General features: G+C 64.7%; 25 protein-coding genes. 16 read left to right on the forward strand and 9 right to left on the reverse strand.

The window, feature by feature from the left end; genetic code table 11:
• Positions 1–363 precede the first annotated feature (363 nt).
• Both E4O92_RS02075 and E4O92_RS02080 read left to right on the forward strand, forming a co-directional pair.
• Positions 364–2,976, forward strand: coding sequence for an NAD(P)-binding protein (locus E4O92_RS02075; protein WP_135188089.1), 2,613 nt, complete (start codon positions 364–366; stop codon positions 2,974–2,976).
• A gap of 143 nt (positions 2,977–3,119) precedes the next feature.
• Positions 3,120–3,551, forward strand: a complete 432-nt coding sequence (locus E4O92_RS02080) for a YjjA family protein (RefSeq protein WP_135188090.1) — start codon at positions 3,120–3,122, stop codon at positions 3,549–3,551.
• A gap of 81 nt (positions 3,552–3,632) precedes the next feature.
• Here E4O92_RS02080 and E4O92_RS02085 read toward each other — a convergent pair whose 3' ends face one another.
• Positions 3,633–3,986 carry a KGG domain-containing protein gene (locus E4O92_RS02085; RefSeq protein ID WP_135188091.1) on the reverse strand — a complete coding sequence of 118 codons (354 nt, stop codon included), beginning with the start codon at positions 3,984–3,986 and terminating at the stop codon, positions 3,633–3,635.
• A 185-nt stretch (positions 3,987–4,171) separates the two neighbouring features.
• Between E4O92_RS02085 and E4O92_RS02090 the strand changes: the two genes are divergently transcribed.
• Complete coding sequence (locus E4O92_RS02090) at positions 4,172–4,597, forward strand: NUDIX hydrolase (RefSeq protein ID WP_135188092.1); 426 nt, start codon at positions 4,172–4,174, stop codon at positions 4,595–4,597.
• A gap of 4 nt (positions 4,598–4,601) precedes the next feature.
• Here E4O92_RS02090 and E4O92_RS02095 read toward each other — a convergent pair whose 3' ends face one another.
• The 4 genes from E4O92_RS02095 to E4O92_RS02110 are packed head-to-tail and all read right to left on the reverse strand — an operon-like array spanning position 4,602 to position 6,832.
• The gene (locus E4O92_RS02095) at positions 4,602–4,865 is read right to left on the reverse strand and encodes a DUF5985 family protein (protein ID WP_135188093.1); all 264 of its coding nucleotides are present in this window, start codon (positions 4,863–4,865) and stop codon (positions 4,602–4,604) included.
• Position 4,866: 1 nt separating this feature from the next.
• Positions 4,867–5,127, reverse strand: a complete 261-nt coding sequence (locus E4O92_RS02100) for a DUF5985 family protein (protein WP_135188094.1) — start codon at positions 5,125–5,127, stop codon at positions 4,867–4,869.
• 1 nt (position 5,128) lies between these two features.
• Positions 5,129–5,521, reverse strand: coding sequence for a hypothetical protein (locus E4O92_RS02105; RefSeq protein ID WP_135188095.1), 393 nt, complete (start codon positions 5,519–5,521; stop codon positions 5,129–5,131).
• A 51-nt stretch (positions 5,522–5,572) separates the two neighbouring features.
• Positions 5,573–6,832: a methyl-accepting chemotaxis protein gene (locus E4O92_RS02110; RefSeq protein ID WP_135188096.1), complete on the reverse strand. Its 1,260-nt coding sequence runs from the start codon at positions 6,830–6,832 to the stop codon at positions 5,573–5,575.
• A 132-nt stretch (positions 6,833–6,964) separates the two neighbouring features.
• Here E4O92_RS02110 and E4O92_RS02115 point away from each other — a divergent pair, with 132 nt between their 5' ends.
• On the forward strand, positions 6,965–7,741 hold the full coding sequence (locus tag E4O92_RS02115) for a DNA/RNA non-specific endonuclease (RefSeq protein WP_135188097.1): 777 nt from the start codon (positions 6,965–6,967) through the stop codon (positions 7,739–7,741).
• Positions 7,738–8,001 (forward strand): hypothetical protein, encoded by a 264-nt coding sequence (locus E4O92_RS02120; RefSeq protein ID WP_229482952.1) that lies wholly within the window; start codon positions 7,738–7,740, stop codon positions 7,999–8,001. Before E4O92_RS02115 ends, E4O92_RS02120 begins: the two co-directional genes overlap by 4 nt.
• 247 nt (positions 8,002–8,248) lie before the next feature.
• Here the strand turns inward: E4O92_RS02120 and E4O92_RS02125 are convergent, their stop codons facing one another.
• A complete protein-coding gene (locus E4O92_RS02125; RefSeq protein WP_206076797.1) occupies positions 8,249–10,048 on the reverse strand; it encodes a PHA/PHB synthase family protein in 1,800 nt (599 codons plus the stop codon).
• A gap of 165 nt (positions 10,049–10,213) precedes the next feature.
• On the opposite strand from E4O92_RS02125, the gene E4O92_RS02130 reads away from it, so the two are divergent.
• Positions 10,214–10,636, forward strand: coding sequence for a YsnF/AvaK domain-containing protein (locus tag E4O92_RS02130; RefSeq protein ID WP_135188099.1), 423 nt, complete (start codon positions 10,214–10,216; stop codon positions 10,634–10,636).
• A gap of 24 nt (positions 10,637–10,660) precedes the next feature.
• Positions 10,661–12,166 (forward strand): YsnF/AvaK domain-containing protein, encoded by a 1,506-nt coding sequence (locus tag E4O92_RS02135; RefSeq protein ID WP_135188100.1) that lies wholly within the window; start codon positions 10,661–10,663, stop codon positions 12,164–12,166.
• A gap of 9 nt (positions 12,167–12,175) precedes the next feature.
• Here E4O92_RS02135 and E4O92_RS02140 read toward each other — a convergent pair whose 3' ends face one another.
• Complete coding sequence (locus E4O92_RS02140) at positions 12,176–13,141, reverse strand: sensor domain-containing diguanylate cyclase (RefSeq protein WP_167759668.1); 966 nt, start codon at positions 13,139–13,141, stop codon at positions 12,176–12,178.
• 107 nt (positions 13,142–13,248) lie between these two features.
• A complete protein-coding gene (locus tag E4O92_RS02145; protein ID WP_167759669.1) occupies positions 13,249–14,136 on the reverse strand; it encodes a sensor histidine kinase in 888 nt (295 codons plus the stop codon).
• 226 nt (positions 14,137–14,362) lie between these two features.
• On the opposite strand from E4O92_RS02145, the gene queE reads away from it, so the two are divergent.
• The 6 genes from queE to E4O92_RS02175 all read left to right on the forward strand — a co-directional run bounded on the left by queE (position 14,363) and on the right by E4O92_RS02175 (position 19,220).
• The gene (queE, locus tag E4O92_RS02150) at positions 14,363–14,998 is read left to right on the forward strand and encodes a 7-carboxy-7-deazaguanine synthase (protein WP_135188102.1); all 636 of its coding nucleotides are present in this window, start codon (positions 14,363–14,365) and stop codon (positions 14,996–14,998) included.
• A gap of 6 nt (positions 14,999–15,004) precedes the next feature.
• Positions 15,005–15,451 carry a 6-carboxytetrahydropterin synthase QueD gene (gene queD, locus E4O92_RS02155; protein WP_135188103.1) on the forward strand — a complete coding sequence of 149 codons (447 nt, stop codon included), beginning with the start codon at positions 15,005–15,007 and terminating at the stop codon, positions 15,449–15,451.
• Positions 15,444–15,929 carry a tRNA adenosine(34) deaminase TadA gene (gene tadA, locus E4O92_RS02160; protein ID WP_135188104.1) on the forward strand — a complete coding sequence of 162 codons (486 nt, stop codon included), beginning with the start codon at positions 15,444–15,446 and terminating at the stop codon, positions 15,927–15,929. The genes queD and tadA overlap by 8 nt, the downstream gene beginning before the upstream one ends.
• 174 nt (positions 15,930–16,103) lie before the next feature.
• Complete coding sequence (locus tag E4O92_RS02165) at positions 16,104–17,030, forward strand: alpha/beta fold hydrolase (RefSeq protein ID WP_135188105.1); 927 nt, start codon at positions 16,104–16,106, stop codon at positions 17,028–17,030.
• A complete protein-coding gene (locus E4O92_RS02170) occupies positions 17,027–17,950 on the forward strand; it encodes an LD-carboxypeptidase (protein ID WP_135188106.1) in 924 nt (307 codons plus the stop codon). The genes E4O92_RS02165 and E4O92_RS02170 overlap by 4 nt, the downstream gene beginning before the upstream one ends.
• A 4-nt stretch (positions 17,951–17,954) precedes the next feature.
• Positions 17,955–19,220, forward strand: coding sequence for an NAD(P)/FAD-dependent oxidoreductase (locus tag E4O92_RS02175; RefSeq protein WP_167759671.1), 1,266 nt, complete (start codon positions 17,955–17,957; stop codon positions 19,218–19,220).
• Between the two features lie 3 nt (positions 19,221–19,223).
• On the opposite strand, the gene E4O92_RS02180 is transcribed toward E4O92_RS02175, so the two are convergent.
• Positions 19,224–19,409, reverse strand: a complete 186-nt coding sequence (locus E4O92_RS02180) for a hypothetical protein (protein WP_167759670.1) — start codon at positions 19,407–19,409, stop codon at positions 19,224–19,226.
• 195 nt (positions 19,410–19,604) lie between these two features.
• Here E4O92_RS02180 and E4O92_RS02185 point away from each other — a divergent pair, with 195 nt between their 5' ends.
• From E4O92_RS02185 to nadC, 3 genes are all read left to right on the forward strand, one after another.
• Positions 19,605–21,206, forward strand: a complete 1,602-nt coding sequence (locus E4O92_RS02185; RefSeq protein ID WP_135188108.1) for an ABC-F family ATPase — start codon at positions 19,605–19,607, stop codon at positions 21,204–21,206.
• A gap of 180 nt (positions 21,207–21,386) precedes the next feature.
• Entirely contained in the window at positions 21,387–22,520 is a 1,134-nt protein-coding gene (nadA, locus tag E4O92_RS02190) for a quinolinate synthase NadA (protein WP_135188109.1), read from the forward strand.
• A complete protein-coding gene (nadC, locus tag E4O92_RS02195) occupies positions 22,517–23,383 on the forward strand; it encodes a carboxylating nicotinate-nucleotide diphosphorylase (protein ID WP_135188110.1) in 867 nt (288 codons plus the stop codon). Before nadA ends, nadC begins: the two co-directional genes overlap by 4 nt.
• Positions 23,384–23,467 lie beyond the last annotated feature (84 nt).

Consider the following 23,467-nt stretch of genomic DNA (forward strand, 5'->3'; position numbering starts at 1 on the left):
CGACGAGTTAGGGACAACAAAGGAATGAACTTGATTGGTGTTCTGCGTTCATTAGCGCACGCTTGCGTCGCTCGACTCCATCGATGAGTTTTCGTAGTGGTTTTTCTTGTCTCAGCGTAGGACGCGACCTACATACTCATCATTTCTCAGCGGGCTCTCCTATGAAACGGCCCGCTTTCCCCCCAAAAACCCATTTCCCATAAAGAATATTGCATTGCATAAATGCAAATATTAAGAAATCGGCATGCTACGATTGACGAGTCCAGCATGGTCCCCACCCGTGCAAAACGGCAGTTGTAGAAGGGACCGGCTTGGCGATTTCAGACCACTTTGAAGCGTCAACAAAGGCGAAAGGAAATGAACATGCCGACCCTGATCGTGTTTTGCCACCTGCGCTGGGACTTCGTGTTCCAGCGTCCACAACACCTGATGACTCGCCTGGCGGAACACTACCAAATCCTGTTTGTCGAGGAACCGGTGTACGACCAAGGGCGGGCGCACCTGAAGAAAACGGCCGTCGCGCCGACCATTACGGTGTGCCAGCCGCATACCGCCATTCATGCTCCTGGCTTTCATGACGACCAGATCCCGACCCTGCAAGCGCTGCTGGCCGACCTTGTGCCGGAAGGCGAGCAGCCTGTGGTGTGGTTCTACACCCCGATGGCGCTGCCGCTGCTGCAAGGGCTGCATCCGTCGCTGGTCGTTTATGACTGCATGGACGAACTGGCCGCGTTCAAGAACGCGCCCAAGCAACTGCTGCAGCGCGAGAGCGCGCTCCTCAATATCGCCGACCTGGTCTTCACAGGCGGACCGAGCCTGTATGAATCGAAGCGCGCGCGCCACGCCAACGCCCATTGCTTCCCGAGCAGCGTCGATGCCAAGCACTTCCAGCAGGCGCGCGACCGCGCCTACAGCCACCCGGCGCAGGCCCACGTGCCCGGGCCGCGGCTGGGCTTTTACGGCGTGATCGACGAGCGCTTCGACGCCGAACTGATCCGCGCGGTGGCCGCTGCCCGGCCCGAATGGCAGATCGTGCTGGTCGGGCCGGTGATCAAGATCGACCCTGCCACGCTGCCGCAGGCATCGAACATCCATTACTTCGGCCAGCGCACTTACGACGAGCTGCCACAGTTCCTCGCCGGCTGGGACGTGTGCCTGCTGCCGTTCGCACTGAACGCGTCGACCCGGTACATCAGCCCGACGAAAGTGCTCGAATATATGGCGGCCGAGCTGCCATCGGTCTCGACCCCGATCACCGACGTCAAGGTGCCGTACGGCGATATCGTCGCGATCGCGGACACTCCGGAAGCCTTCATCGCCGCCTGCGAGCGCATGCTCTCGGCCACCGTCGAACAGAAGCGCGCGATGGCCGAGCGCATGCGCGCTATCGTTGCGGGCACGTCGTGGGACAAGACCGCCGCGCGCATGCACGAGCTGATCCGCACCACCGGACCGGGCAACAAGGCCCAGCGCCTGACCGCATCCTCGTTTGAAGCCACCGGCGCCACGGTCAATCCGCTGCCGGTGCCGGCGGCGGCCAAGTCGCACTACCGACGCGTGGTCATCGGCGCCGGCCCGACCGGCCTGTCCGCGGCCTACCACCTGGGCGCCGACACGCTGCTGCTCGACCGCAACGCGACCATCGGCGGCTGGTGCCGTTCGATCGTGGACAACGGCTTTACCTTCGATTATGCCGGCCACATCATGTTTTCCAATGACCCGTACGTGCTGAAGATGTACGAGGTGCTGCTGGGCGATAACGTGCATTGGCAAAACCGCGAAGCCTGGGTCTACAGCAAGAACGTGTACACCCGCTACCCGTTCCAGGGCGCGCTGTACGGATTGCCGCCGAAGGTCATCACCGAGTGCATCATGGGCGCCATCGAAGCGCGCTCTGCTGCCGAGGCCGGGGCTGCCGCCAACAAGGCGCTCGAGGCCCAGCAGATCGACGACTGCTGCGCCGACGGCACCGCGGACGTGTGCAACTCGGCCAAGTCGGTCAAGGGCGCGGCCACGGACTTCGAGCAGTTTATCTACCAGGTCTGGGGCAAGGGCATCGCCAAGCATTTCGCGATTCCCTACAACCGCAAGATCTGGACCGTGCCGCTGTCGGAGATGGAAACGTCGTGGCTGGGCGGGCGGGTGCCGCTGCCCAATCTGGAGGAAATCATTTCCGGTGCACTGGAGCCGGTGGGCAGGCCGATGGGGCCCAATGCGCGCTTCGGCTACCCGCTCAAGGGCGGCTTCCAGGCGCTGATGAACGGCTTCCTGCCGCACATCCGGGGCAGGATCGAACTGAATGCCGACGTGGTGCAGGTGCTGCCGCGCGAACGGATCGTGGCATTGCGCGACGGCCGGCGCCTGCGCTATGACGACCTGATCTCGACCATGCCGCTGCCGGAGTTGATCAAGGCCATCGGCGACGAGGCGCCGGAAGAGGTACGCAACGCCGCCCGTGGGCTGCGCCATGTGTCGATCCGCTGCGTGAACATCGGCATCGACCGGGTCGCTACCGACAAGCACTGGATCTACTATCCGGAAGACACCATCTTCCACCGCATCTTCGTGCAGGGTAACGCCAGCCCCGGCTGCAACCCGCCCGGTGGCTTCGGTTTCACCTGTGAAATCTCGTATTCGCCCTACAAGCCGCTGCCGGTCGATGGCGACGAGTTGATCGCGCGCGCCATCGAGGATTGCCGCAAGGTGGGGATGATCCAGGAAGGCGACACGATCCTGGCCGCCAACCAGGTCGACATGCCGTACGCTTACGTGCTGTACGATCACAACCGCGCCAGGAACGTTGAGACCTGCAAGGCCTGGCTGAAGCAGTTCGGCATCACGCTCGCGGGCCGCTACAGCGAGTGGGAGTACTACAACTCCGACCACGCTCTGCTTGCTGGCAAGAAGGCAGCGGAGGCCGTCGGTATCGACGAACTGCCGGCCGAGATGCAGGCGGTTGCTGGCAAGGCCGAGTAGAAGGTTCGCGCGCCGGCCGTCACCGGCGCGCCTCGGGCCGTTCCCACTGCCCAGTCCAATTGCCGATCCCCGGCCACTGTGCGACCATGGTTGCATCGCAGTTCTGACGCGTAGTTGTGATTACCTACCGCAAGGAGGGAGCCATGAGAGCATTCGGATATCGTATTGCGGGCCTGTTGCTGGCCGTAGCAATCCCGGCGACAGGTGTGCAGGCGCAGGTCGAGGGTCTGCTCAACAAGGGGGCGGGCAGCACCAGCAGCCTGAAGGGACTGGCCGGCGAATTGGGCGGCGGTTCGCTCACGTCTGGGAGTATGGGCAATGTGGCGGGTTTGCTGCAGTACTGTATCGGCAACAACTACCTTGGGGGCGCAGAGGCGTCCTCTGTGAAGGACCAACTGGTGGCCAAGCTGCCTGGCGGGGCCTCCTCGTCCGACAGCGGGTACACCGACGGGCAAAAAGGGCTGCTGCACGCCAACAACGGTAAGCAGTTCGACCTCTCCGGTTCCGACATGACCAAGCAAGTCACGAAGCAGGTGTGCGACAAGGTCCTGGCTCAAGGCAAAAAGCTGCTGTGATCGGATAAAAAAAGCCGGCGACAAGTCGGTCGCCAGCCTTGCATGCCCCGCGCCTGGCGGGGCGCGCCATGTTACGGCGCGTTAGCGGTGGCCGCCGGTGTTGTGACCACCGGTGTTGTGGCCACCGGTGTTATGACCGCCGGAGCTGTGTCCGCCGGTATTGTGGCCGCCACTTTGGCTGCCGGTATTGCTGCCGCGGTTGTCCGACTGCTGGTTGCCGTCGTTCTTGTGGCTCATGCGGCCAGCTTCACGTGCTTCCTCCGGCGTGAACTCATGGGCATGACCCGAAGCGTGTGCGGCACGGCCGCCTTCGGATGCAATCTCGCGCTGCTTTTGCGGGTCCATCGAAGCAAAGCCGCGGTTGCTGCTCTGGTCGTTGCCGTGATTGCCGCTCTGCTTGTTGTTACTGTTGCTGTTATTGGTATTCGATGTCATATCGTCCTCCTTTTCGAATTGAACGAATCCCCTGCCGGATCAATGTCGGGTGACAGGCTGATCGGGAAGAGGCGAGGCCATCTTAAGCTCGCATCGAGGGGGAATGAATAGGACTGTTCATGGCAGGGGTGTAGGATGATTCCGTCTACCTTAACGTCGGCGATGCCTGCCGGGGAGCGTCGCCGGTGAGCAGGCAATCGACCTCATGCGGCACCCTGGTGGTCAACAGCCGTGGCCAGGTGCTGCTGTGTCACACGACGCACACGGCGAAGTGGGACATCCCGAAAGGCGAGCAGGATCCGGGGGAAACGCCGCTGCAGGGCGCGATGCGCGAGCTGTACGAGGAGACCGGGCTGGTGTTTGCAATCGATCGCTTCGTCGACCTGGGCCCGTTCGACTACCGGCCCGCCAAGCGCCTGCACCTGTTCCGCATCGATGTGGGGGACGACCTGCCGACGCTCGATCACTTGGCGTGCAGCAGTTTCTTTGCACACCGTACGACCGGCAAGCCGACGCCGGAGGTGGACAGCTTCCGCTGGGTTGGACGGGAAGAAGTACGCAAGCTGTGCTGGCCGCGCATGGCCGGGGTGCTTGAGTCGATTGACTGGTAGTGGCCTAGCCGCGCGTCTTTTGCGGCATGTTCTTTTCCCAAATCGCCCACAGGATCAGCCCGTACGCGGCCAGCCGGATCAAGTAGTGCAGCGGAGAATCCTCGCCTTCGTCCCTGAGCGCGGGATACAGGCGGTGCGCACCCTGGATGAAAAACGACAGCGCAAAGTACAGGAAGAAACGGTCGCGCGTGCTGCGCCAGAAGCGGAGGAAGAACAGCGCGATGACAAGCGAGCCCATCATGATTGCGCCGGCGAGAAGATTGTTCATGTCATTCTTTTTCGTAGATCAGACCAAACAGCAACAGCAGCACGGCCACCAGCGCGGTCCCCAGGCGGGCCGTCACCAGGTTGATGGTGGTCGGTAACACCAGCTTGTCGAGCAGGAGCAGGATATTATTGACTGTCATCACCGCGAAGCAAGAGCCGCTCCAGAACAGCAGCCGGTGCCCGGTGCGTCGATAACTACCGTACAGCAGCCAGGCGCACGCGAGCGAGGTGAGCGTGCACAGGGTGTAAATGATTTCGCCCATTTTAAGAATCCTTTCGCAACTTGAAAGCATCGGCGAACTGCTGCGCCTTGCGCTCGAGACTCGAATGAATCAGCGTGGTCACCTCGACCAGTTGTTTCGAATACAGATCAGCTAGTTGGTCGATCCTCCTGCGCATCGCCGTTGACGATGGCTGGTAATGGAAGCAATGCTCCGCCGGCGGCGCGCACCGCACAGCCATTCCGGCCCGGCACAGGTCCTCAAGCAGGGACTGTGCCATCCGGTCGCGGATATACAGCCGCCGCGCCAGCGTGTCAGGGTGCCACTGCTGGGCCGGGTCGCCACGCAGCAGCAGCAGCGCTTCCAAAAATGGGACCGAAGGAATACTGGTCAGCACAAAACGCTGCAGTTCCTCCGGAATCGGTGTTCTTTCCATCGCCGGTATTGCACTTTCCGCCTGGAACGTAAAAAAGAAGACAACATTCTATTACATTCCTCCGTGCAAGGTAGTTTCAATCGTGCGCGGTGCCGCCAGCGCCTGCCTGCCGGCGGCCGGTTCCCCCGCGCGTCCCCCGGCAAGGCGGAACACGCCCACCGCATCGGCCAGCTGGCGCGCCTGCTCGCGCATCGCCGTCGCGGCGGCCGCCGCCTGCCCGACCAGCGCGGCGTTCTGCCGGGTCGTCTGGTCCATCTGCGCAATGGCTGAATTGACCTGTTCGATTCCGGCCACCTGCTCCGCGCTGGCGGCGCTAATTTCCGACATGATGTTGGCCACGCGCTGCACACTGGCCACTACCTGTTCCATGGTGCGGCCGGCGTCGGTTGCCAGCCTGGCGCCGGCATCCACTTGGCCGGCCGAGTCGCCGATCAGCGCCTTGACCTGTTGCGCAGCGGCGGCTGACCGCTGGGCGAGGGTGCGTACTTCACCGGCGACCACGGCAAAGCCGCGGCCCTGTTCGCCCGCGCGCGCAGCCTCGACCGCCGCATTCAGGGCCAGGATGTTGGTCTGGAACGCGATCGAATCGATCACGCCGATGATGTCGACCACCTTGCGCGAGGCCACGTTGATCGCATCCATCTTGGCCACCACTTCACCCACCGCGGCGCCGCCGCGCTGCGCGACGGCGGAGGCGGACATGACCAGCTGGTTGGCCTGCTGCGCACTGTCGGCGTTCTGGCGCACGGTGCCCAGCAACTGCTCCATCGAGGCCGCGGTCTGCTGCAGCGCGGCGGCCTGGGTCTCGGTGCGTTGCGACAAATCCCGGTTACCGGAGGCGATGTCGCTGGAGGCGCGGTGGATTTCGGCGGTGCCGTTGCGCACGCCCATGACGATCGACGAGAGGCTTTCGTTCATCTCCTTGAGCGCGGCGGACAGCTGCCCGACCTCGTCCTGCGAGCGCACTTCGATGTGGCTCGCGAGGTCGCCCGCGGCAACCGTGCGCGCCACTTTCACCGCATGACGGACGGGACGGACGATACCGCCGGCGATCACCCAGCCGGTCAGCACGGAAAGGAAGGCGCCGCCGGCCCCCAGCACCAGCAGCGCCACCGCGGCGCGGCGCGCGGCGCTACTCGCGGTCAATGCGGCGGGGGAGGCTGCGCCATGCAGCGTGGCCTGCTGCTCGATCGCGCCAGCGGCAGCCCGTAGCTCGGTGGCGCCGAGCGCGACCACCACCGCCAGCAGGGCAATGGTCAGCGCGAAAGCGAAGTTGAGCCGAAAGCCAATCCTGAAATTCGTTATTTGCATGAACGTCTCTCCTCCAGCCCGAGCCGGGCGGAAACATTCTAGCCTTAATGACAATTAATTGGCAGAAATTTATCGAGTCGCGTGGCAATGGCGCCTCAGCTACAATGTGACTTTTGTTTCACAAAGTTAAGCATGTTTCACAAAACCCTGGCCCGCGTGGCGCTGCTGTGCGCGGCGCTGGCGAGCAACGCCGCCTGGGCCGGCGGCTGTCCTGCCCACTATGTCGAGGGGCGCCTGCCCGAAATCCGCAATCCCAAGCTGGCCCCTGCCACCCGCGAGTTATGCTACGGTGTGTTCGGCGTCATGCATTCGGGGCTCACGCGCACGCCCCTGTGGTCGGCTGAATTCCTGAAGGCCGACAACGTTGAGGCAGCCCAGGGGCTGAGCCGGGAAAACTCGTTCCACGCCGAACCCAAGCTGCCACCGGCCGAGCGCGCCGAGCTGTCCGATTATGCGCGCAGCGGCTTCGACCGCGGGCACATGGCGCCGAACGGCGACATGCCGGACCGGCGCTCGCAGCAGGAGAGCTTCACCCTGGCCAACATGGTCCCGCAGGACGGCGACAACAACCGCCATGTCTGGGCCGCCATTGAGGGCGCGGTGCGCAAGATGGCCAAGCGCGAGGGTGCGTTGTATGTGATTACCGGGCCGGCCTTCCTAGGCAAGAACCTGCGCAAGGTCGGCAATGTGCTGGTGCCGAGCCACCTGTACAAGGTGGTCTACAGCCCGCGCCAGAAGGCGGGCGCCGCCTGGTTCATTGAGAACCGGGCGGACGCGCAGCCGAACGTGATTCCGGTTGCGGAATTGGAGCGGATCGTCGGCATCGAGCTGCTGCCGTCGCTGTCGGAGGCGCAGAAGGAACGCATGCTGCGCCTGCCGAAGATTCGCGAGAAGAAACGGGGGGCATGATGAAGAAGGGCAAGGGCGGTTTCGAGCCGTTTGCGAACGAGGCTGACGTACTGCATGTCGGCAACCTGACGCTGGAGAACCGGCTCGACCGGATCTCGCTGTCGGGCGATCTGGACCTGACGGCGGACCGGCAGGGGCTGGCCGCGGCCAGGATCCTGCATGAGTTGCTGGGGCAGGTGGTGGCGAAGCTGGAAGCGCAGGCGCTGCCGGACCGGCTGCCGCCGCCGGATGTGAAGACGGTGAATAATCCGTTTAGTTGACGGGTTTGCTTGCACGCGAGTTATCCGCCAGTTTTTCCTGTGTCTCGCGCGCCTTCCGTTGGATACGTCGGTGACGTGCCGGCGCCGCACCGCGTGCGCACAGGTGCGCACCCTACGGCCTGCCGAAGCCCGTAGCCGTAGCAGATCGTAGGGTGCGCACCTGTGCGCACGCGGTGCGCGAAAGTGGCCTAGTGGAACCGCGAGTCAATGTGGTCAAAGCGCGCGCAACCTCACATCCCTTTTCACCTCACCGTTCAAGCACATAGGTCCCCGGCGCCGGCGCAAGCGACGGCCCCACCTGGCGCGCCGGCACCGGCGGCGCGTGCGATTCATGCCGCAACCAGTCGATCCACGCCGGCCACCACGAGCCGTCGCGCCGCGTTGCCTGGTCCAGCCAGGTGTCCGCATCGATATAGCAGTCGCCCCGGTGCCGCTCGCCGATGTAGTAGTGCCGGCCCCGGTGCCCCGGTTCGCTGACGATGCCCGCATTGTGCCCGCCGTTGGTCAGCACGAAGGTCACGTCGCAATTGGCCAGCAGGTGGATCCGGTGCACCGAACGCCACGGGGAGACGTGGTCGCTCATCGTGGCCACGGTGAAGATCGGTTTTTGCACGTCGGTCAGCGCGACCGGCTTGCCGTCGACGCGGTAGCGGCCGGAGGACAGGTCGTTACGCAGGAACAGCCGCCGCAGGTAGTCGCTGTGCATGCGGTACGGCATGCGCGTGGTGTCCGCGTTCCACGCCATCAGGTCGTTCATCCGCTGGCGTCGCCCGAGCAGGTACTGCTGGACCGCGAGCGACCACACCAGGTCGTTCGAACGCAGCAGCCGGAACGCGCCGGCCATCTGGCGGTTGTCCAGGTAGCCCTGTTCCCACATCAGGTCTTCCAGCCACGTGACCTGACTTTCGTCGATGAACAGCGACAGTTCGCCCGCTTCGGAAAAATCGGTCTGCGCCGCCAGCAGCGTCATTGAGTTGAGGAGCTTGCGCCCGCTGCAGGCCAGCGCGGCGGCGGCGATCGCGAGCAATGTGCCGCCCAGGCAGTAGCCGACCGCGTTGACCGGATGCCCGGGGATGAGGGCGTGGATGACGTCGATCGCGGCCATTACCCCGTCGTCGAGGTAGTCGTTCAGCGAAAGCTCGCGGTCGGCTTCGGTCGGGTTATGCCATGAGATCATGAATACCGTATGGCCGTGCTCGACCAGGTAGCGCACCAGCGAGTTGTGCGGCGACAGGTCGAGGATGTAGTACTTCATGATCCAGGCCGGCACGATCAGGATCGGCTCGGCGGCCACGGTCGTGGTCTTGGGCCGGTACTGGATCAGCTCGATGAGCCGGTTGCGGTAGATGACCTCGCCCGAGGTGAGCGCGACTTCGTGGCCCGGCCGGAACTGCTCGGCACCCGGTGGCGGTTGGCTGCTGGCGCGGCGCTGCATGTCCTCGGCCCAGTAGGTGAGGCCGCGCACGAAATTCAGGCCGCCTTCTTCGATGGTGGCGGCGATCACGTCCGGATTGGTGGCGACGAAGTTCAGCGGCGACACCGTGTCGAGCAGTTGCCGCGCAACGAACGCGACAAGCTGTTCGTGGTGGCGGGTGACGCCGTCGATGCCGGTGGTAGCGTTGTGCCACCACTGCTGGTTGAGCAGGAAGGCTTGCTGCAGCAGGTTGTACGGCCAGCGCTGCCAGGCGTCGCTGCGAAAGCGCCGGTCCTGCGGCAGCGGGGTGATGCACGGCTCGGTCGGCATGCCGAGCAGGTTGCGGATCGCGTAGGCGAGCCAGCGCATGTCCTTTTTCCATGCCTTTTCCAGCAGGCGTTGCCACTTGGCCGGCGACAGCGCCAGGTGGGCGATCCAGTCCAGCCCGGCCAGCGTCAGGCTGGTTGGCGCGATGCCCTGGGTAATGTGGCCGACCATTGCGCGCAGCAGGCGGTCGGCGTCACTGGGCGGCTCAGGCACCGTCCGGTGCAGCGCCACCACGTCCTCGTGCGGCAGCGCGAGGTGTTCTTCCGGTGGGCGCAGGACGGGGACGTCCGGCGCGAGCGAGCTCATCTCCATTTCGGTTCTCCGGTTCGTTCCATGACATGGGAAGCGAAGTGACCAGCATCGCGCCGGGGTCAGGATGAAACTTGAGGGGGGTCAATGGTGCGCGGTCGGCGTGGCGAATCAGGTAAATTCAAAAAGACTGACGCGAGCATCTTAGCAGGAGCGGACCACATGGCAGGCACGCCAGGAGACCCCGGAGACACGCGCACCGCCACGGTGCCCGTTGTGGAGGAGCAGCTGTCGGTCGGCACCCGCACGGTGGAGACCGGGGGCGGGGTACGCATCCACAAGACGGTCAGCGAACATCCGGCCGCATTCGATCAATCCGTGTCGCGCGACGAAGTGGTGGTGCGGCATGTCCCTGTCGACCGCCTGGTCGCGCCCGGCGAGGCGCCCGTTACCCGTTACGAAGGCGAGACCCTGGTGGTGCCGGTCCTCGAAGAGGAACTGGTGGTCGAGCGCCGCGTGCGCATCAAGGAAGAGCTGCACATCACCCGGGTACGGCATCCGGAGCGCCGCCAAGGCACGGTGATTCTCAGGTCGGAGCAGGTCAGCGTCGAGCGCCTCGACGAGGATACCCCGCCTGCAAAGTGATTTCTCAACATTTGGGAGGACGAAATGCAACACATACTGATAGCGGTTTTCGAGGACCGCAGCGACGCCGAGCGTGCTCAGGACGAGCTGCTGGCGTCGGGTTTTAACAAGCAGGACGTCAAGATTTCGAAGGCCGACGCCACCGGCCAGACCGACAGTGTGACCGGCCGCCCGATCATCGAGCGCGCCGAGCCGCCAGAACCGGAAGGCTTTACCGGTAACATCCGCCACATGTTCCAGGGCCTGTTCGGCACCGATACCAGTCCGCATGCGCAGAAATACACCGATGCTGTGGGCCGCGGGCACCACGTGCTGACCGTGACCACCGCCGACGAGCCGGAAGTGGAGCGCGCCGCCGACATCGTCGAGAAGCACGGCCCGGTGGACATCGACGAAAAGGTCGAACAGTGGGCCCGCGAGGCGCCGGCAACGCATCCGGAATCGATGCGCATGAGCGGCGCGGGCGGCATGCAGCAGAGTGCTCCGCTGTCGTCGCAGTCTGACCTGACCAAGGGTGCCGGCACGCAAACGATGGAGAGCCTGGCGCGGCAGGAAGCCACCAGCTACCAGCCGCAGCAGGCCGGGGCCGCCACCGGCGCTTCGCTCCAGGGTGCGGCCGCAACCTCGGGCTCGCTGCAGCGCGATACCTCTGTTTCCGGCACCACCGCGATTCCCGTGATCGAGGAGCGCCTCAAGGTCGGCAAGCGCGAGGTGCAGCGCGGCGGGGTGCGAGTCTATTCGCGGGTGGTCGAAACCCCGGTCACCGAAAACATCGGGCTACGCGAGGAGCATGTGAACGTGGAGCGCCACCAGGTTGACCAGCCGCTGGGTGCCGACGCCAGCACCGCGTTCAGGGAGCAGCAGATCGAGGTGCGCGAGACCGCCGAGGAACCGGTGGTCGAGAAGACCGCGCGCGTGGTCGAGGAGGTGACGGTCGGCAAGCAGGTCACCGAACGCCAGCAGGAGATTCACGACACACTGCGCCACACCGAGGTGCAGATCGAGCGCCTGGGCGGCGCCCTGCTCGAGGACGAGTACCGGCAAGACTGGACCAGGAATTATTCGGGAGCGGGTGGCAACTACGACGAGTATGCGCCGGCGTACCGCTACGGCGCCGAGATGGCAGGCAGCGACCAGTACCGGGGCCGAAGCTGGAACGATATCGAAAACGACGTGAAGAACGGCTGGATAACGCGCCAGGGCCCCGGCGCGGCGCCCACCTGGGAGCGCTTCAAGGCGGCGGCCCGCCACGGCTGGGAGCGCATGAGGTCCGAATCCGACCTGAACGACATCTACCGTAGCCACTGGAACAGCAACTACGCACCCGCCGGCGGCTCCTATGACGAGTACGCGCCGGCCTACCGTTACGGCTACGAGATGGCCCGCAACGACAAGTACAAGGGCCTGTCCTGGAACCAGGTGGAAAACGAACTGCGCCACAACTGGGAGGCGCGTAACGCCGGCGGGCCCTCGACCTGGGATCGGTTCAAGGACGCGATCCGGCTCGGCTGGGACCGCGTGTCCTCGTGAGTGCCGGGCTCAGACCGGCAGGCTGATGCGGTTACGGCCGAGGTGCTTGGCCCGGTACAGTGCCGCATCGGCGATGGCGATCAACTGGCTGGCATCGTTGTCCGGCCCGGCGATCGCGGTGGCGGCGCCGATCGACACGGTCACGTGCTGGGTCGGCGCCAGCCTGTGGGGCACCTGCATCCGCTCGACCCGGCAGCGGATGCGCTCGGCCACCGCGGCCGCGCCCTTGAGCGACTGGTTGGGCAGGATCACGGCGAACTCCTCGCCGCCGTAGCGTGCGACCAGGTCGTTCACGCGCATTTCGCTCGCCACCGCGGTGGCGATACGCTTGAGGCACTCGTCGCCGCCCAGGTGGCCGTTGGCGTCGTTGTAGGCCTTGAAGTTGTCGACATCGACCATCAACAGCGACAGCGGCTGCTTCTGGCGCAGCGCGCGCGCCCATTCGGCGTGCAGGGTCTCGTCGAAGCAGCGGCGGTTCGCCAGCCCCGTCAGGCCGTCGCGGGTGGCGAGCTGCTGGAGCGCGATCTGCGCCAGCTTTTCGTCGGTCTGGTCGCGCAGCGTCTCGACCACCGCCGACATCGTCCCGCGCTCGTCGAAGATCGGGCTGGCGTCGGCCGCCAGGTAGCGCCGCCGGCCAAGGCGCGGCATGTCGCACCAGCTTTCGGCGGACAGGTTGCCGTGCACCGCGTCGTGGCACGCGTGGGGGATATCATCAAGCCGATTCTGCAGCACCAGGTCGGCCAACGTCGGCTGCCGCTGCTCGTAGAAGGTGCGCCAGTGCTGGTCGGTGCCGACGATTTCGGCGGCTTGGACCCCAGTCAGGCGTTCGCAGGCCCGGTTCCAGATCATGACCCGCGAATCGGTGTCCAGCACGAACACCGGAATGGCCAGCATTTCCATCAACTGACTGGCAAACGCCCGGTCATGGCCGCTTGCCGAGGAGCCGATCAGGCGCTGTATGCTGGAGCTGGTCATGGGCCGTCCTCTGTCCGTTAAGCAATTAATTGACTGCTGACAAGGCGCATTGTGCCTGTCGTCGGCAGCTTATTAATTGATGTAGAGCAAGAAGGACGAGCGTAGGCTTAACCAGCGACAGTCTCCTTGACGAGCGGTAGGCAGAGCGCCAGCACGGTTCCGCCCCCGGGGCCGCGCTCAATGCTCAGTTCGCCACAGGCAATCCGGGCCCGTTCGCGCATCCCGGCCAGGCCGTATCCGCGTTCCAGTGCGCCGGCGGCGAGCCCGACGCCGTCATCCTGCACCCGCAGCATCAGGCGCTCGCCGTCGCTGTGCAGACTCACCCGGACGCGGCTTGCGTGGGAGTGGCGCGCCACGTTGGCCAGGGCCTCCTGCGTGACCCGGTACAAGATGGCTTCCAGCGCGCGCTGGCCGGCGATGTGCGCGAGCGCTTCGGGGTTCACATCCAGGCAATGCGTGATGCCGGTGACGCGTGAAAATTCAGCAAGCTGGCGCTCGATCGCGGCCCGCAGCCCTTCGCCCAGACCCAGCGGCCGCAGGTCGTTGATGACGACACGCAACGTGCGGATCGCGTAATCGAGCTTCGTTCCCATGTCGCTGATTTTTTCGTGCGCGGTGGGATGCATCGTGCTCGTGCAAAGCTCCAGTAGTGACATATCGACCCGCAGCGACAACAGGGTCTGGCCCAGGTCGTCGTGGATGTCGCGCGCAATGCGGCTGCGCTCGGCATCACGTACGCCGGCCTGTTCGAGCACCAGCTTGCAAAGCAGGCTGTGGCTGTCGGCCAGCTCGCGTTCTGCCTGTTCGAGCGCGTCGCGTTCCTGTTCCAGGCGGTCATCGGCCTCGGCGGCCCGGTCGTCGGACCGGATCTTGTGCCATCCCAGGCAAAAGGCGGCGCCGACGACCAGCAGGATCAGCAGCGCTGCCGACACCGGTGCCGACAGCCGGGCGGGCGCCGCCAGCGCCGGGCCGCAGGCCGCCAGCAAGGCCAGCATTAACACCGCGCGGGTAAGTCGCTTTCTTACACTGAGCATGGCATCCCTTCCGACCTGATTAAGAAGTTTCCGTACAGAAGGTTACGCCCCGGCGCTGGGCGAATATTGTTCAGCCTCAACCCCATCACGCCGAACATCTTGCGCCAGCGCAAAGAAGGAAAAAATGCAGGGCGCATCGGCGGTTTGGGGCGCGCGCGGTATAATGAAAGGTTACGAAAGGCTCAATGTGACTTACAGCATCAAAGAAATCTTTTATACGCTGCAGGGCGAGGGCGCACACTCGGGGCGTCCGGCCGTGTTCTGCCGCTTTTCCGGCTGCAACTTGTGGTCTGGGCGAGAAAGCGACCGCGCGGATGCCGTCTGCAAGTTCTGCGATACGGACTTTGTCGGCACCGATGGCGAGCGTGGCGGCAAGTTCAAGGACGCGGCGGACCTCGCGAGCGAAATCGACAGCCTGTGGCCGGCAGCTTGGCCGGCGAGCAAATACGTGGTCTTTACCGGCGGCGAACCGCTGCTGCAGCTCGACAGCGCGCTGATCGACGCCATGCATGCGCGCGGCTTTACCATCGCAATCGAAACCAACGGCACGCTTCCGGTCCCGCCCGGTGTGGACTGGGTCTGCGTGAGCCCGAAGATGGGCAGCACCCTGGTGGTCGAGAAGGGCAACGAAATCAAGGTCGTGATCCCGCAGACGGGCCAGGACCTGGCGGCCTACGAGCACCTGCAGTTCGACAATTTTTACGTGCAGCCGATGGACGGCCCGCTGGCCGCGCACAACACGCGCCTGGCGATCGAGACCTGCCGCCGCAACCCGAAGTGGAAGCTCAGCCTCCAGACCCATAAACTGTTACAGATTCCCTAAGCTTCCATGCTGACGATTACACGCAAGCTCGAGTTCGACGCCGGGCACCGCATTCCTGACCACAAGAGCCAGTGCCGCAACCTGCACGGCCACCGCTACACGCTCGAGATCACCCTGCTTGGGGACGTGATCGATGCCGACGGCAATTCCGACAACGGCATGATCATGGACTTCTCCGACGTCAAGGCGCTGGCCAAGCAGCACCTGGTCGATGTCTGGGACCACGCCTTCCTCGTCTACGAAAAGGACGACCGGGTGCGCGAATTCCTGGCCAGCCTGCCTGGCCACAAGACGGTCGTGATCGACCGCATTCCCACGGTCGAGAACCTGGCCCAGGCCGCGTTCGAGATCCTCAAGGCCGCCTATACCGACCGTTACGGGACCGGCCTGCGCCTGCACAAGCTGGTACTGCACGAGACCCCCAACTGCTGGGCCGAGATCACCGATGCCTGACGAGCGCTTCATGGAGCTGGCGCTGGCCGCCGCCCAGCGCGCCTGGTCACTGGGCGAGGTGCCGGTGGGCGCGGTGGTGGTCAAGGACGGCGAGGTGATCGCCACTGGCTGCAACCAGCCGATCGGCTCCCGCGACCCGACCGCGCACGCCGAAATCGTGGCGCTGCGCGCGGCCGCCGAAAAGCTCGGCAATTACCGCTTGCCGGGCTGCGAGTTGTACGTGACCCTGGAGCCGTGCGCGATGTGCTCGGGCGCGATGATGCATGCGCGGCTTGCGCGCGTGGTCTACGCCGCATGCGATCCCAAGACCGGCGCCTGCGGCTCGGTGCTCGACCTGTTCGCGCAGGAGCAGCTCAACCACCATACCGACGTGGTGGGCGGCGTGCTCGCCGATGAGGCGTCGGATATGCTCAAACGCTTCTTCGCCGAACGGCGCGCACTCGCGCAGGCGCGCCGGCTGGCCGCGACCGGCGACTGATCACCCTCCCGGGGGAGTGCGCGCGATTGCCACGAGCGCCGTCGCCGTGGCAAAAATGGTATGCTGGTTTCCAGGTCGCCGCCGCCCGGTGGCAGGAGATTTCAGCTTGTTTCTCGCATTCGTTTTGTGCCGCATACCGCCCCTCGTGGGCGGCCCCGGCGTCGGTGGTCTGCCATGCCTACCCTGAGTGCAAACGGAATTCGCATCGCCTTCGATACAACCGGCGACCCGAAGGCCGCGCCGCTGCTGCTGGTGCACGGCCTGGGCATGCAGCTCACAGCCTGGCCGGACGAGCTGGTCGAAGGCCTGGCCGACCTAGGGTTTTACGTGATCCGCTTCGACAACCGCGACTGCGGCCTGTCGACCAAGTTCGACCGCGCCGGCACGCCCAACCTCGCGCTGGTCTGGCTCAAATCGAAGATCGGCTGGCCGCTGCGCCCGCCATACACACTCGACGACATGGCCGACGACGCGCTTGGCGTGATGTCGGCGCTCGGCGTCGCGCGCGCGCACGTGGTCGGCGTTTCGATGGGCGGCATGGTTGCGCAGATCCTCGCGGCGCGCCACCCGGGCCGGGTTCTGAGCCTGACCTCGATCATGTCCAGCAGCGGCCGGCGCGGACTGCCCGGTCCGACCCGGCTAGCGCGCCGGGCGCTGCTGCGCCGGCCGCCGCGCCTGGCCGACAGCGACGCGATGATCGAGCACGCGCTGGCGCTGTTCAAGGCGATCGGCAGCCCGGCCTACCCGACGCCCGACAAGCTGCTGCGGCGGCGCGTATCGCGCGCGCTGCGGCGCTGCTGCTGTCCCTCGGGCGTGGCGCGCCAGATGCTGGCCGTGGCCGCCTCGGGCGAGCGTAGCGCGTTGCTGGGCACCATCGCTGTGCCCACCCTCGTGATCCATGGCGCCGCCGACCCCCTGGTGCCGGTCGCCTGCGGCATCGACACTGCCGAGCAGATCCCGGGCGCGCGCCTCGAAGTCATCGAGGGCATGGGGCACGACCTGCCCGGACAGCTGCTGGAGCGGATCATCGCCTTGATCGACGCTCATGCGCACGGTAAGATGACGCCGGATTCAACACCCCGGCTATTCGTCAAACAGTGATCACACCTAACATCGGTATCGCGGTTGCCGCGACTGGCGGCGCCGCACCTGACGGTGACGCGGTCGAGCGCGCCATCGCGCGCCTGCGCGCCCAAGGCTGCGTCGTCCACAGCTACTACGAACACCAAAAAGTGCACCAGCGTTTCGGTGGCACCGACTCGGCGCGCCTGGCGCAGCTACATGCCGCGGCAACCGACCCGCAGGTGCAAGTGGTGATGGCGCTGCGCGGTCAATACGGCATCACGCGCCTGCTGCCGCACATCGACTATGATTTGCTCGCCGCGAGCGGCAAGGTGTTCGTCGGCTACTCCGACATCACTGCGCTGCACATGGCGCTGATGGCCAAGACTGGCGCCATCAGCTATGCCGGCCCGATGATCTGCGACGACTTCACCAACCCGGAGCCGGTGGACTACACGATGGAGCAGTTCTGGAGCTGCCTGGCCGGGCCGACGCATGCCATAGAAAGCGATGACGCGAGCGCCGGCAATCCGGAGTGCGAAGCGCAGGGCACCATCTGGGGCGGCAACCTGGCGATGTTCGTGTCGCTGCTCGGGACCGAATACTTTCCGCATATCGAAGGCGGCATCCTGTTCTTCGAAGACGTGTCCGAACATCCGTACCGGGTAGAGCGCATGCTGCTGCAGCTGATGCAGTCCGGCGTGCTGGCGCGGCAGAAGGCGCTGGTGCTGGGCGACTTTTCGCGCTACCGCCTGAGCCCCCACGACAACGGCTACGATTTCGACGTGATGCTCGCCTATCTGCGTAACCTGCTGCCGATCCCGGTGCTGGTGGGACTGCCGTTCGGGCATATCCCGCGCCGTGCGACGATACCGTTCGGCGCGCAGGCGGAGGTGGTCTCGCGCGGCGGCCGGTTCACGCTCACGCTGTCGGACTATCCGACCGTGCACCGTGCGTGACCGGCTGGCACCGCAGGACTACTACAGGGCGACCTGCTCGCCCATCCGTTATGATGCATTGAACGGCGCGCGCGAGTGCGCCGTTTGCATTATCGGCGCCGGTTTTGCCGGGTTGGCGACTGCCATGTCGCTGCTTGAACGCGGCGTGCGCGACATCGTGATCCTCGAAGCGGAGCACGTGGGATTCGGCGCGTCGGGGCGCAACGGCGGCTTCGTGTTCGGCGGTTTTTCGCTGGGTGAGCGCAGTCTCCTCGCAGCCGCCGGAAAGGATGCCGGACGCAGGCTGTACCACCAGACTTTGGATGCGGGCCGCACCATCCGGCGCCGCATCGCTTCCCACGAAATCGAATGCGACTTGCGCGAAGCCGGCGTCATCTTGGCGAACTGGTTCGACGACGATCGCATCCTCGACGAACAGCAGCGCTTCATGTCGCGCGAACTCGGCGTGGAGTGGCAGCGCCTGTCGCGCGGCGAACTGGCCGGCATGCTCGAGACGCGACGCTACTTCGGCGGCCTGTTTGAGCCGGATGCCTTCCACTTCCACCCGCTCAAGTATGTACAGGGGCTGGCGCGCGCAGCCAGCCGGAACGGCGTGGCGATCCATGAACGGAGCAGGGTGGAACGCATCGGGCGCGCTGGCGCGGCCTGGCACATCGGCACCGCGCACGGCGAGGTGAGGGCGCGCGAACTGGTGATGTGCTGTGGTGGATATATCGACCGCTTGCATCCTCGGCTCGCGGCAGCGGTCCTGCCGGTCGCGACTTACGTGATCGTGACCGAGCCACTCGGCGAGCGGCTCGCGGGCGCGATCCGCACCGACGCCGCAGTCTACGACACCCGTTTCGCGTTCGACTACTACCGGCCCTTAGCGGATACGCGCCTGCTGTGGGGCGGGCGGATTTCGGTCAGCGACAAACAGCCCGACGTGGTCGCCCGGTTGCTGTACCGGGACATGCTGAAGGTCTACCCGCAACTGGCGGGAGTGCGGATCGAGCATGCATGGAGTGGCCTGATGAGCTACGCGCGTCATAAGATGCCGCAGATCGGTCGCCTGCCGGACGGCATGTGGTATGGGATGGGCTTTGGCGGGCATGGCGTGGCGACGACGACACTGGCCGGCGAATTGTTGGCTGAGGCGATCGAGGGCGATTCTGCTGCCCTGTCGGAATTTGGCCGCTGGGGCCTTGCTGCAACGGGTGGCCGTGCCGGTCTCGCCGCTGCGCAGTTGACCTATTGGTATTACCAGCTGCGTGACTTGCTGCGCGGCTAAGCCTTACTGGCCGAATTGCTTCAGAAGCGCAGGTAGCACCTGTGCAAGAAACACCGCACTGATCACCCACATGATGATGCTGTTCTTCGCTTCGAGCACATCGGCTTTGGTCGCGTAATTTGACTTGATAACGGCGAGTTCTTGCTCGACTTTCGCCATTCGCGCCGTAATCTGCTCTTCGAAGTCCATGCTCGGCTCCATGGTGATCTCCTGTTTGACACTCTAACACTCTTGCACATGCAGGCTTCGCACGCCACGACACTTGTCAAACAGAGCACGGAGAGCATCGCCGCCGCCGATGGGTCAGACAACCGCGCCAGGCGCACCGCAAAATGTTAAAATGCGCGGTTAATCGAAAACTCTGCTTCTAAAGGTTTCCTACCAGTGCTAAGTACAGCCAACATCACGATGCAATTCGGCGCCAAGCCGTTGTTCGAGAACATTTCCGTCAAATTTGGCGACGGCAACCGCTACGGCCTGATCGGCGCGAACGGCTGCGGCAAGTCGACCTTCATGAAGATCCTCGGCGGCGACCTTGAACCGTCGGCAGGCAACGTCATGCTTGATCCGAACGAGCGCCTGGGTAAGCTGCGCCAGGACCAGTTTGCATACGAAGACGTGCGCGTGCTTGACGTGGTCATGATGGGCCACACCGAACTGTGGAACGCGATCAGCGAGCGCGACGCGATCTACGCCAACCCGGACGCGACCGATGACGACTACATGCGCGCCGCCGATCTGGAGGGGAAGGTCGCCGAATACGACGGTTACTCCGCCGAAGCGCGCGCCGGCGAGCTGCTGCTGGGTGTGGGCATCGCGTCCGACCTGCACCAGGGCCCAATGAGCGCCGTGGCGCCGGGCTGGAAGCTGCGGGTGCTGCTGGCGCAGGCGCTGTTCTCCGATCCGGACATCCTGCTGCTCGACGAACCGACCAACAACCTGGACATCCACACCATCCGCTGGCTCGAGAACGTGCTCAACGAGCGCAACTCGACCATGATCATCATCTCGCACGACCGTCACTTCCTGAATCAGGTCTGCACGCACGTCGCGGATATGGACTACGGCACGCTGAAGGTCTATCCAGGTAACTACGACGACTACATGGAAGCGTCGACCCAGGCACGTAACCAGCAGCTGGCCAACAACGCCAAGGCCAAGGAGAAGGTCGCCGAACTGCAGGACTTCGTGCGCCGCTTCTCGGCCAACAAGTCCAAGGCACGCCAGGCCACTTCGCGCCTGAAGCAGATCGACAAGATCAAGATCGAGGAATTCAAGCCGTCCTCGCGCGCCTATCCGTTCGTCCGTTTCGAAGGCGAGAAGAAGCTGCACCGCCTGGCGGTGGAGACCCAGGGCCTGTCGAAGGCATACGATCATCAGATCTTCAAAAACTTCTCGATCATGGTCGAGGCGGGCGAGCGCATCGCGATCATCGGCGCCAACGGCGCCGGTAAGACCACACTGCTGCGTTCGATCGGCGGTGAAGAGATCACGGGCCTGGCGGCTGATACCGGCCGCGTCAAGTGGGCGGAAAACGCCAACCCCGGCTACATGCCGCAGGACCCGACCGAGGAGTTCGCGACGGACGCGACCCTGACCGACTGGATGGGCCAGTGGACCAAGGAAGGCGACGACGACCAGGCCGTGCGCTCGATCCTGGGCCGCCTGCTGTTCGGTGGCGACGAGGTGAAGAAGTCGGTACGCGTGCTGTCCGGTGGCGAAAAGGGCCGCATGATGTACGGTAAGCTGATGCTGGGCCGGCACAACGTGCTGCTGCTGGACGAGCCGACCAACCACATGGACATGGAATCGATCGAGTCGCTCAACATCGCGCTCGACAAGTACGCCGGCACGCTGATCTTCGTGTCGCACGACCGCGAGTTCGTGTCCTCGCTGGCCACGCGCATCCTCGAAGTGAAGGATGGCCAGGTCATCGATTTCCGCGGCAATTACGAGGAATACCTGCAGAGCCAGGGTATCGACTGATTTATCGGCTGCGCTGGCACTGTTTGAACGCGTGGGCAGAAATCTGCCCACCCTACGCGACACGCTGCGTATCCTGTAGGGTGGGCGGGTCTCCCGCCCACGCGTTCAACCAGCGCTCGCCGTTCGTAACACCTTATGCCCAGCCCGGCACGTTCTCACGCAATGTGAGATCATATTCGCATGAACACCCAACCCATCAAAACCTTCGAATACGACCGTCCGCTCGGTGGCGTCTGCTCGACCGCAGAAGCCTGGGCGCGCACTCCCGCCATCCCGTCCGCCCATGAAAAGGCTGAGCTCAAGGAGCGCATCCGCCGCCTGCTCAAGGAGCGCGAGGCGGTGCTGGTCGCGCACTACTACGTGGATGCCGACCTGCAGGATCTGGCAGAAGAAACCGGCGGCTGCGTCTCGGACTCGCTGGAAATGGCGCGCTTCGGCCGCGACCACCCGGCCAAGACCCTCGTCGTGGCTGGCGTTCGCTTCATGGGCGAAACCGCCAAGATCCTGAGCCCGGAAAAGACGATCCTGATGCCGGACCTGGACGCCACCTGCTCGCTCGACCTGGGCTGCCCGGCCGACGAGTTTGCAAAGTTCTGCGACCAGCATCCCGACCGCACGGTGGTCGTGTACGCCAACACCAGCGCTGCCGTCAAGGCGCGCGCCGACTGGATGGTGACCTCGTCGATCGGCCTGGATATCGTCGAACACCTGCACGCGCAGGGCAAAAAGATCTTGTGGGCGCCGGATCGCCACCTGGGTGCGTACATCCAGAAGAAGACCGGGGCCGACATGCTGCTGTGGCAGGGCTCGTGCCTGGTCCACGACGAATTCAAGGGCGTCGAACTGGACCTGCTGCGTGCCGAACATCCGGACGCCAAGGTGCTGGTGCACCCCGAATCGCCGGCTTCGGTCGTGGCGCAGGCGGACGTGGTCGGCTCGACCACCCAACTGATCAATGCCGCGCAGACGATGGACGCCACCACCTTCATCGTCGCCACCGACAACGGCATCCTGCACAAGATGCGCATGGCTGCTCCGGGCAAGCACTTCATCGAGGCGCCGACGGCCGGCAACAGCGCAACCTGCAAGAGCTGCGCGCACTGCCCGTGGATGGCGATGAACGGCCTGCAGAATCTGGTCGAAGTGCTCGAAAGCGGCAAAAACGAAATCTTCGTCGACCCCGAAATCGGCCGCCAGGCGGTGCGCGCGATCGACCGCATGCTGGATTTTGCGGCCGCCAAGAAGGCCAAGGCGCTGCCGACCGGTTCGCTGGAAACGGAAGCGAAACTGTTCTCGGGAGTGGGCCCGGCATGACGACCCTGCGCAATCCCTACAATGAGTTCGACGACAAGCTGCAGGCGGCTTTCGAGCAGAATATCCTGGCGGCGCTGCTGGAAGACGTCGGCAGCGGCGACCTGACCGGCAAGCTGGTTCCGGAAGAGCCCCGGGTGCAGGCGCGCGTGATCGTGCGCGAGCAGGCGGTGCTGTGCGGCGCGCCGTGGTTCGAAGGCGTGATGCTGGCGATCGACCAGTCGATCGATATCGACTGGAACTACGCCGAGGGCGACCTGATGGCGCCTGATTCGGTGGTGTGCACGATCGAAGGATCGCCGCGCTCGCTGCTCACGGCCGAGCGCGCGGCGCTCAACTTCATGCAACTGCTATCGGGCGTGGCGACGGCGACGCGCAAGTACGTCGACGTGGTGGCCGGCACCAATGCCGCGATCCTCGACACCCGCAAGACGCTGCCGGGGCTGCGCCTGGCGCAGAAGTACGCGGTGCGTGTCGGCGGCGGCAAGAACCAGCGCATGGCGCTGTATGACGGCATCCTGATCAAGGAAAACCACATCGCGGCCGCTGGCGGCGTGACCCGCGCGCTGGAGGCGGCGAACGCGCTTGGCGCTGGGGTGCCGGTCCAGATCGAGGTCGAGACGATTGCGGAACTACAGGAGGCACTGGCTGCGGGCGCCACATCGGTCCTGCTGGACAACTTCGATCTGGAGTCGATGCGCGAGGCGGTGAAGGTCAATGCAGGCCGGGCGCTGCTCGAGGCTTCCGGCGGCATCAACATGCAGACCGTGCGCGCCATCGCGGAGACGGGTGTGGACCGGATATCGATCGGCAGCCTGACCAAGGATGTGCGGGCCACCGACTATTCGTTGCGCATTGTGGAGTGACTTGCGGATGATCTTTCGCTGAGCCGCCTTCGCGAACCGCGTGCGCACAGGTGCGCACCCTACGATGGCTTAAGCCGTAGCGCT

Source organism: Massilia horti (assembly GCF_004614195.1).
Lineage (GTDB): Bacteria > Pseudomonadota > Gammaproteobacteria > Burkholderiales > Burkholderiaceae_D > Telluria > Telluria horti.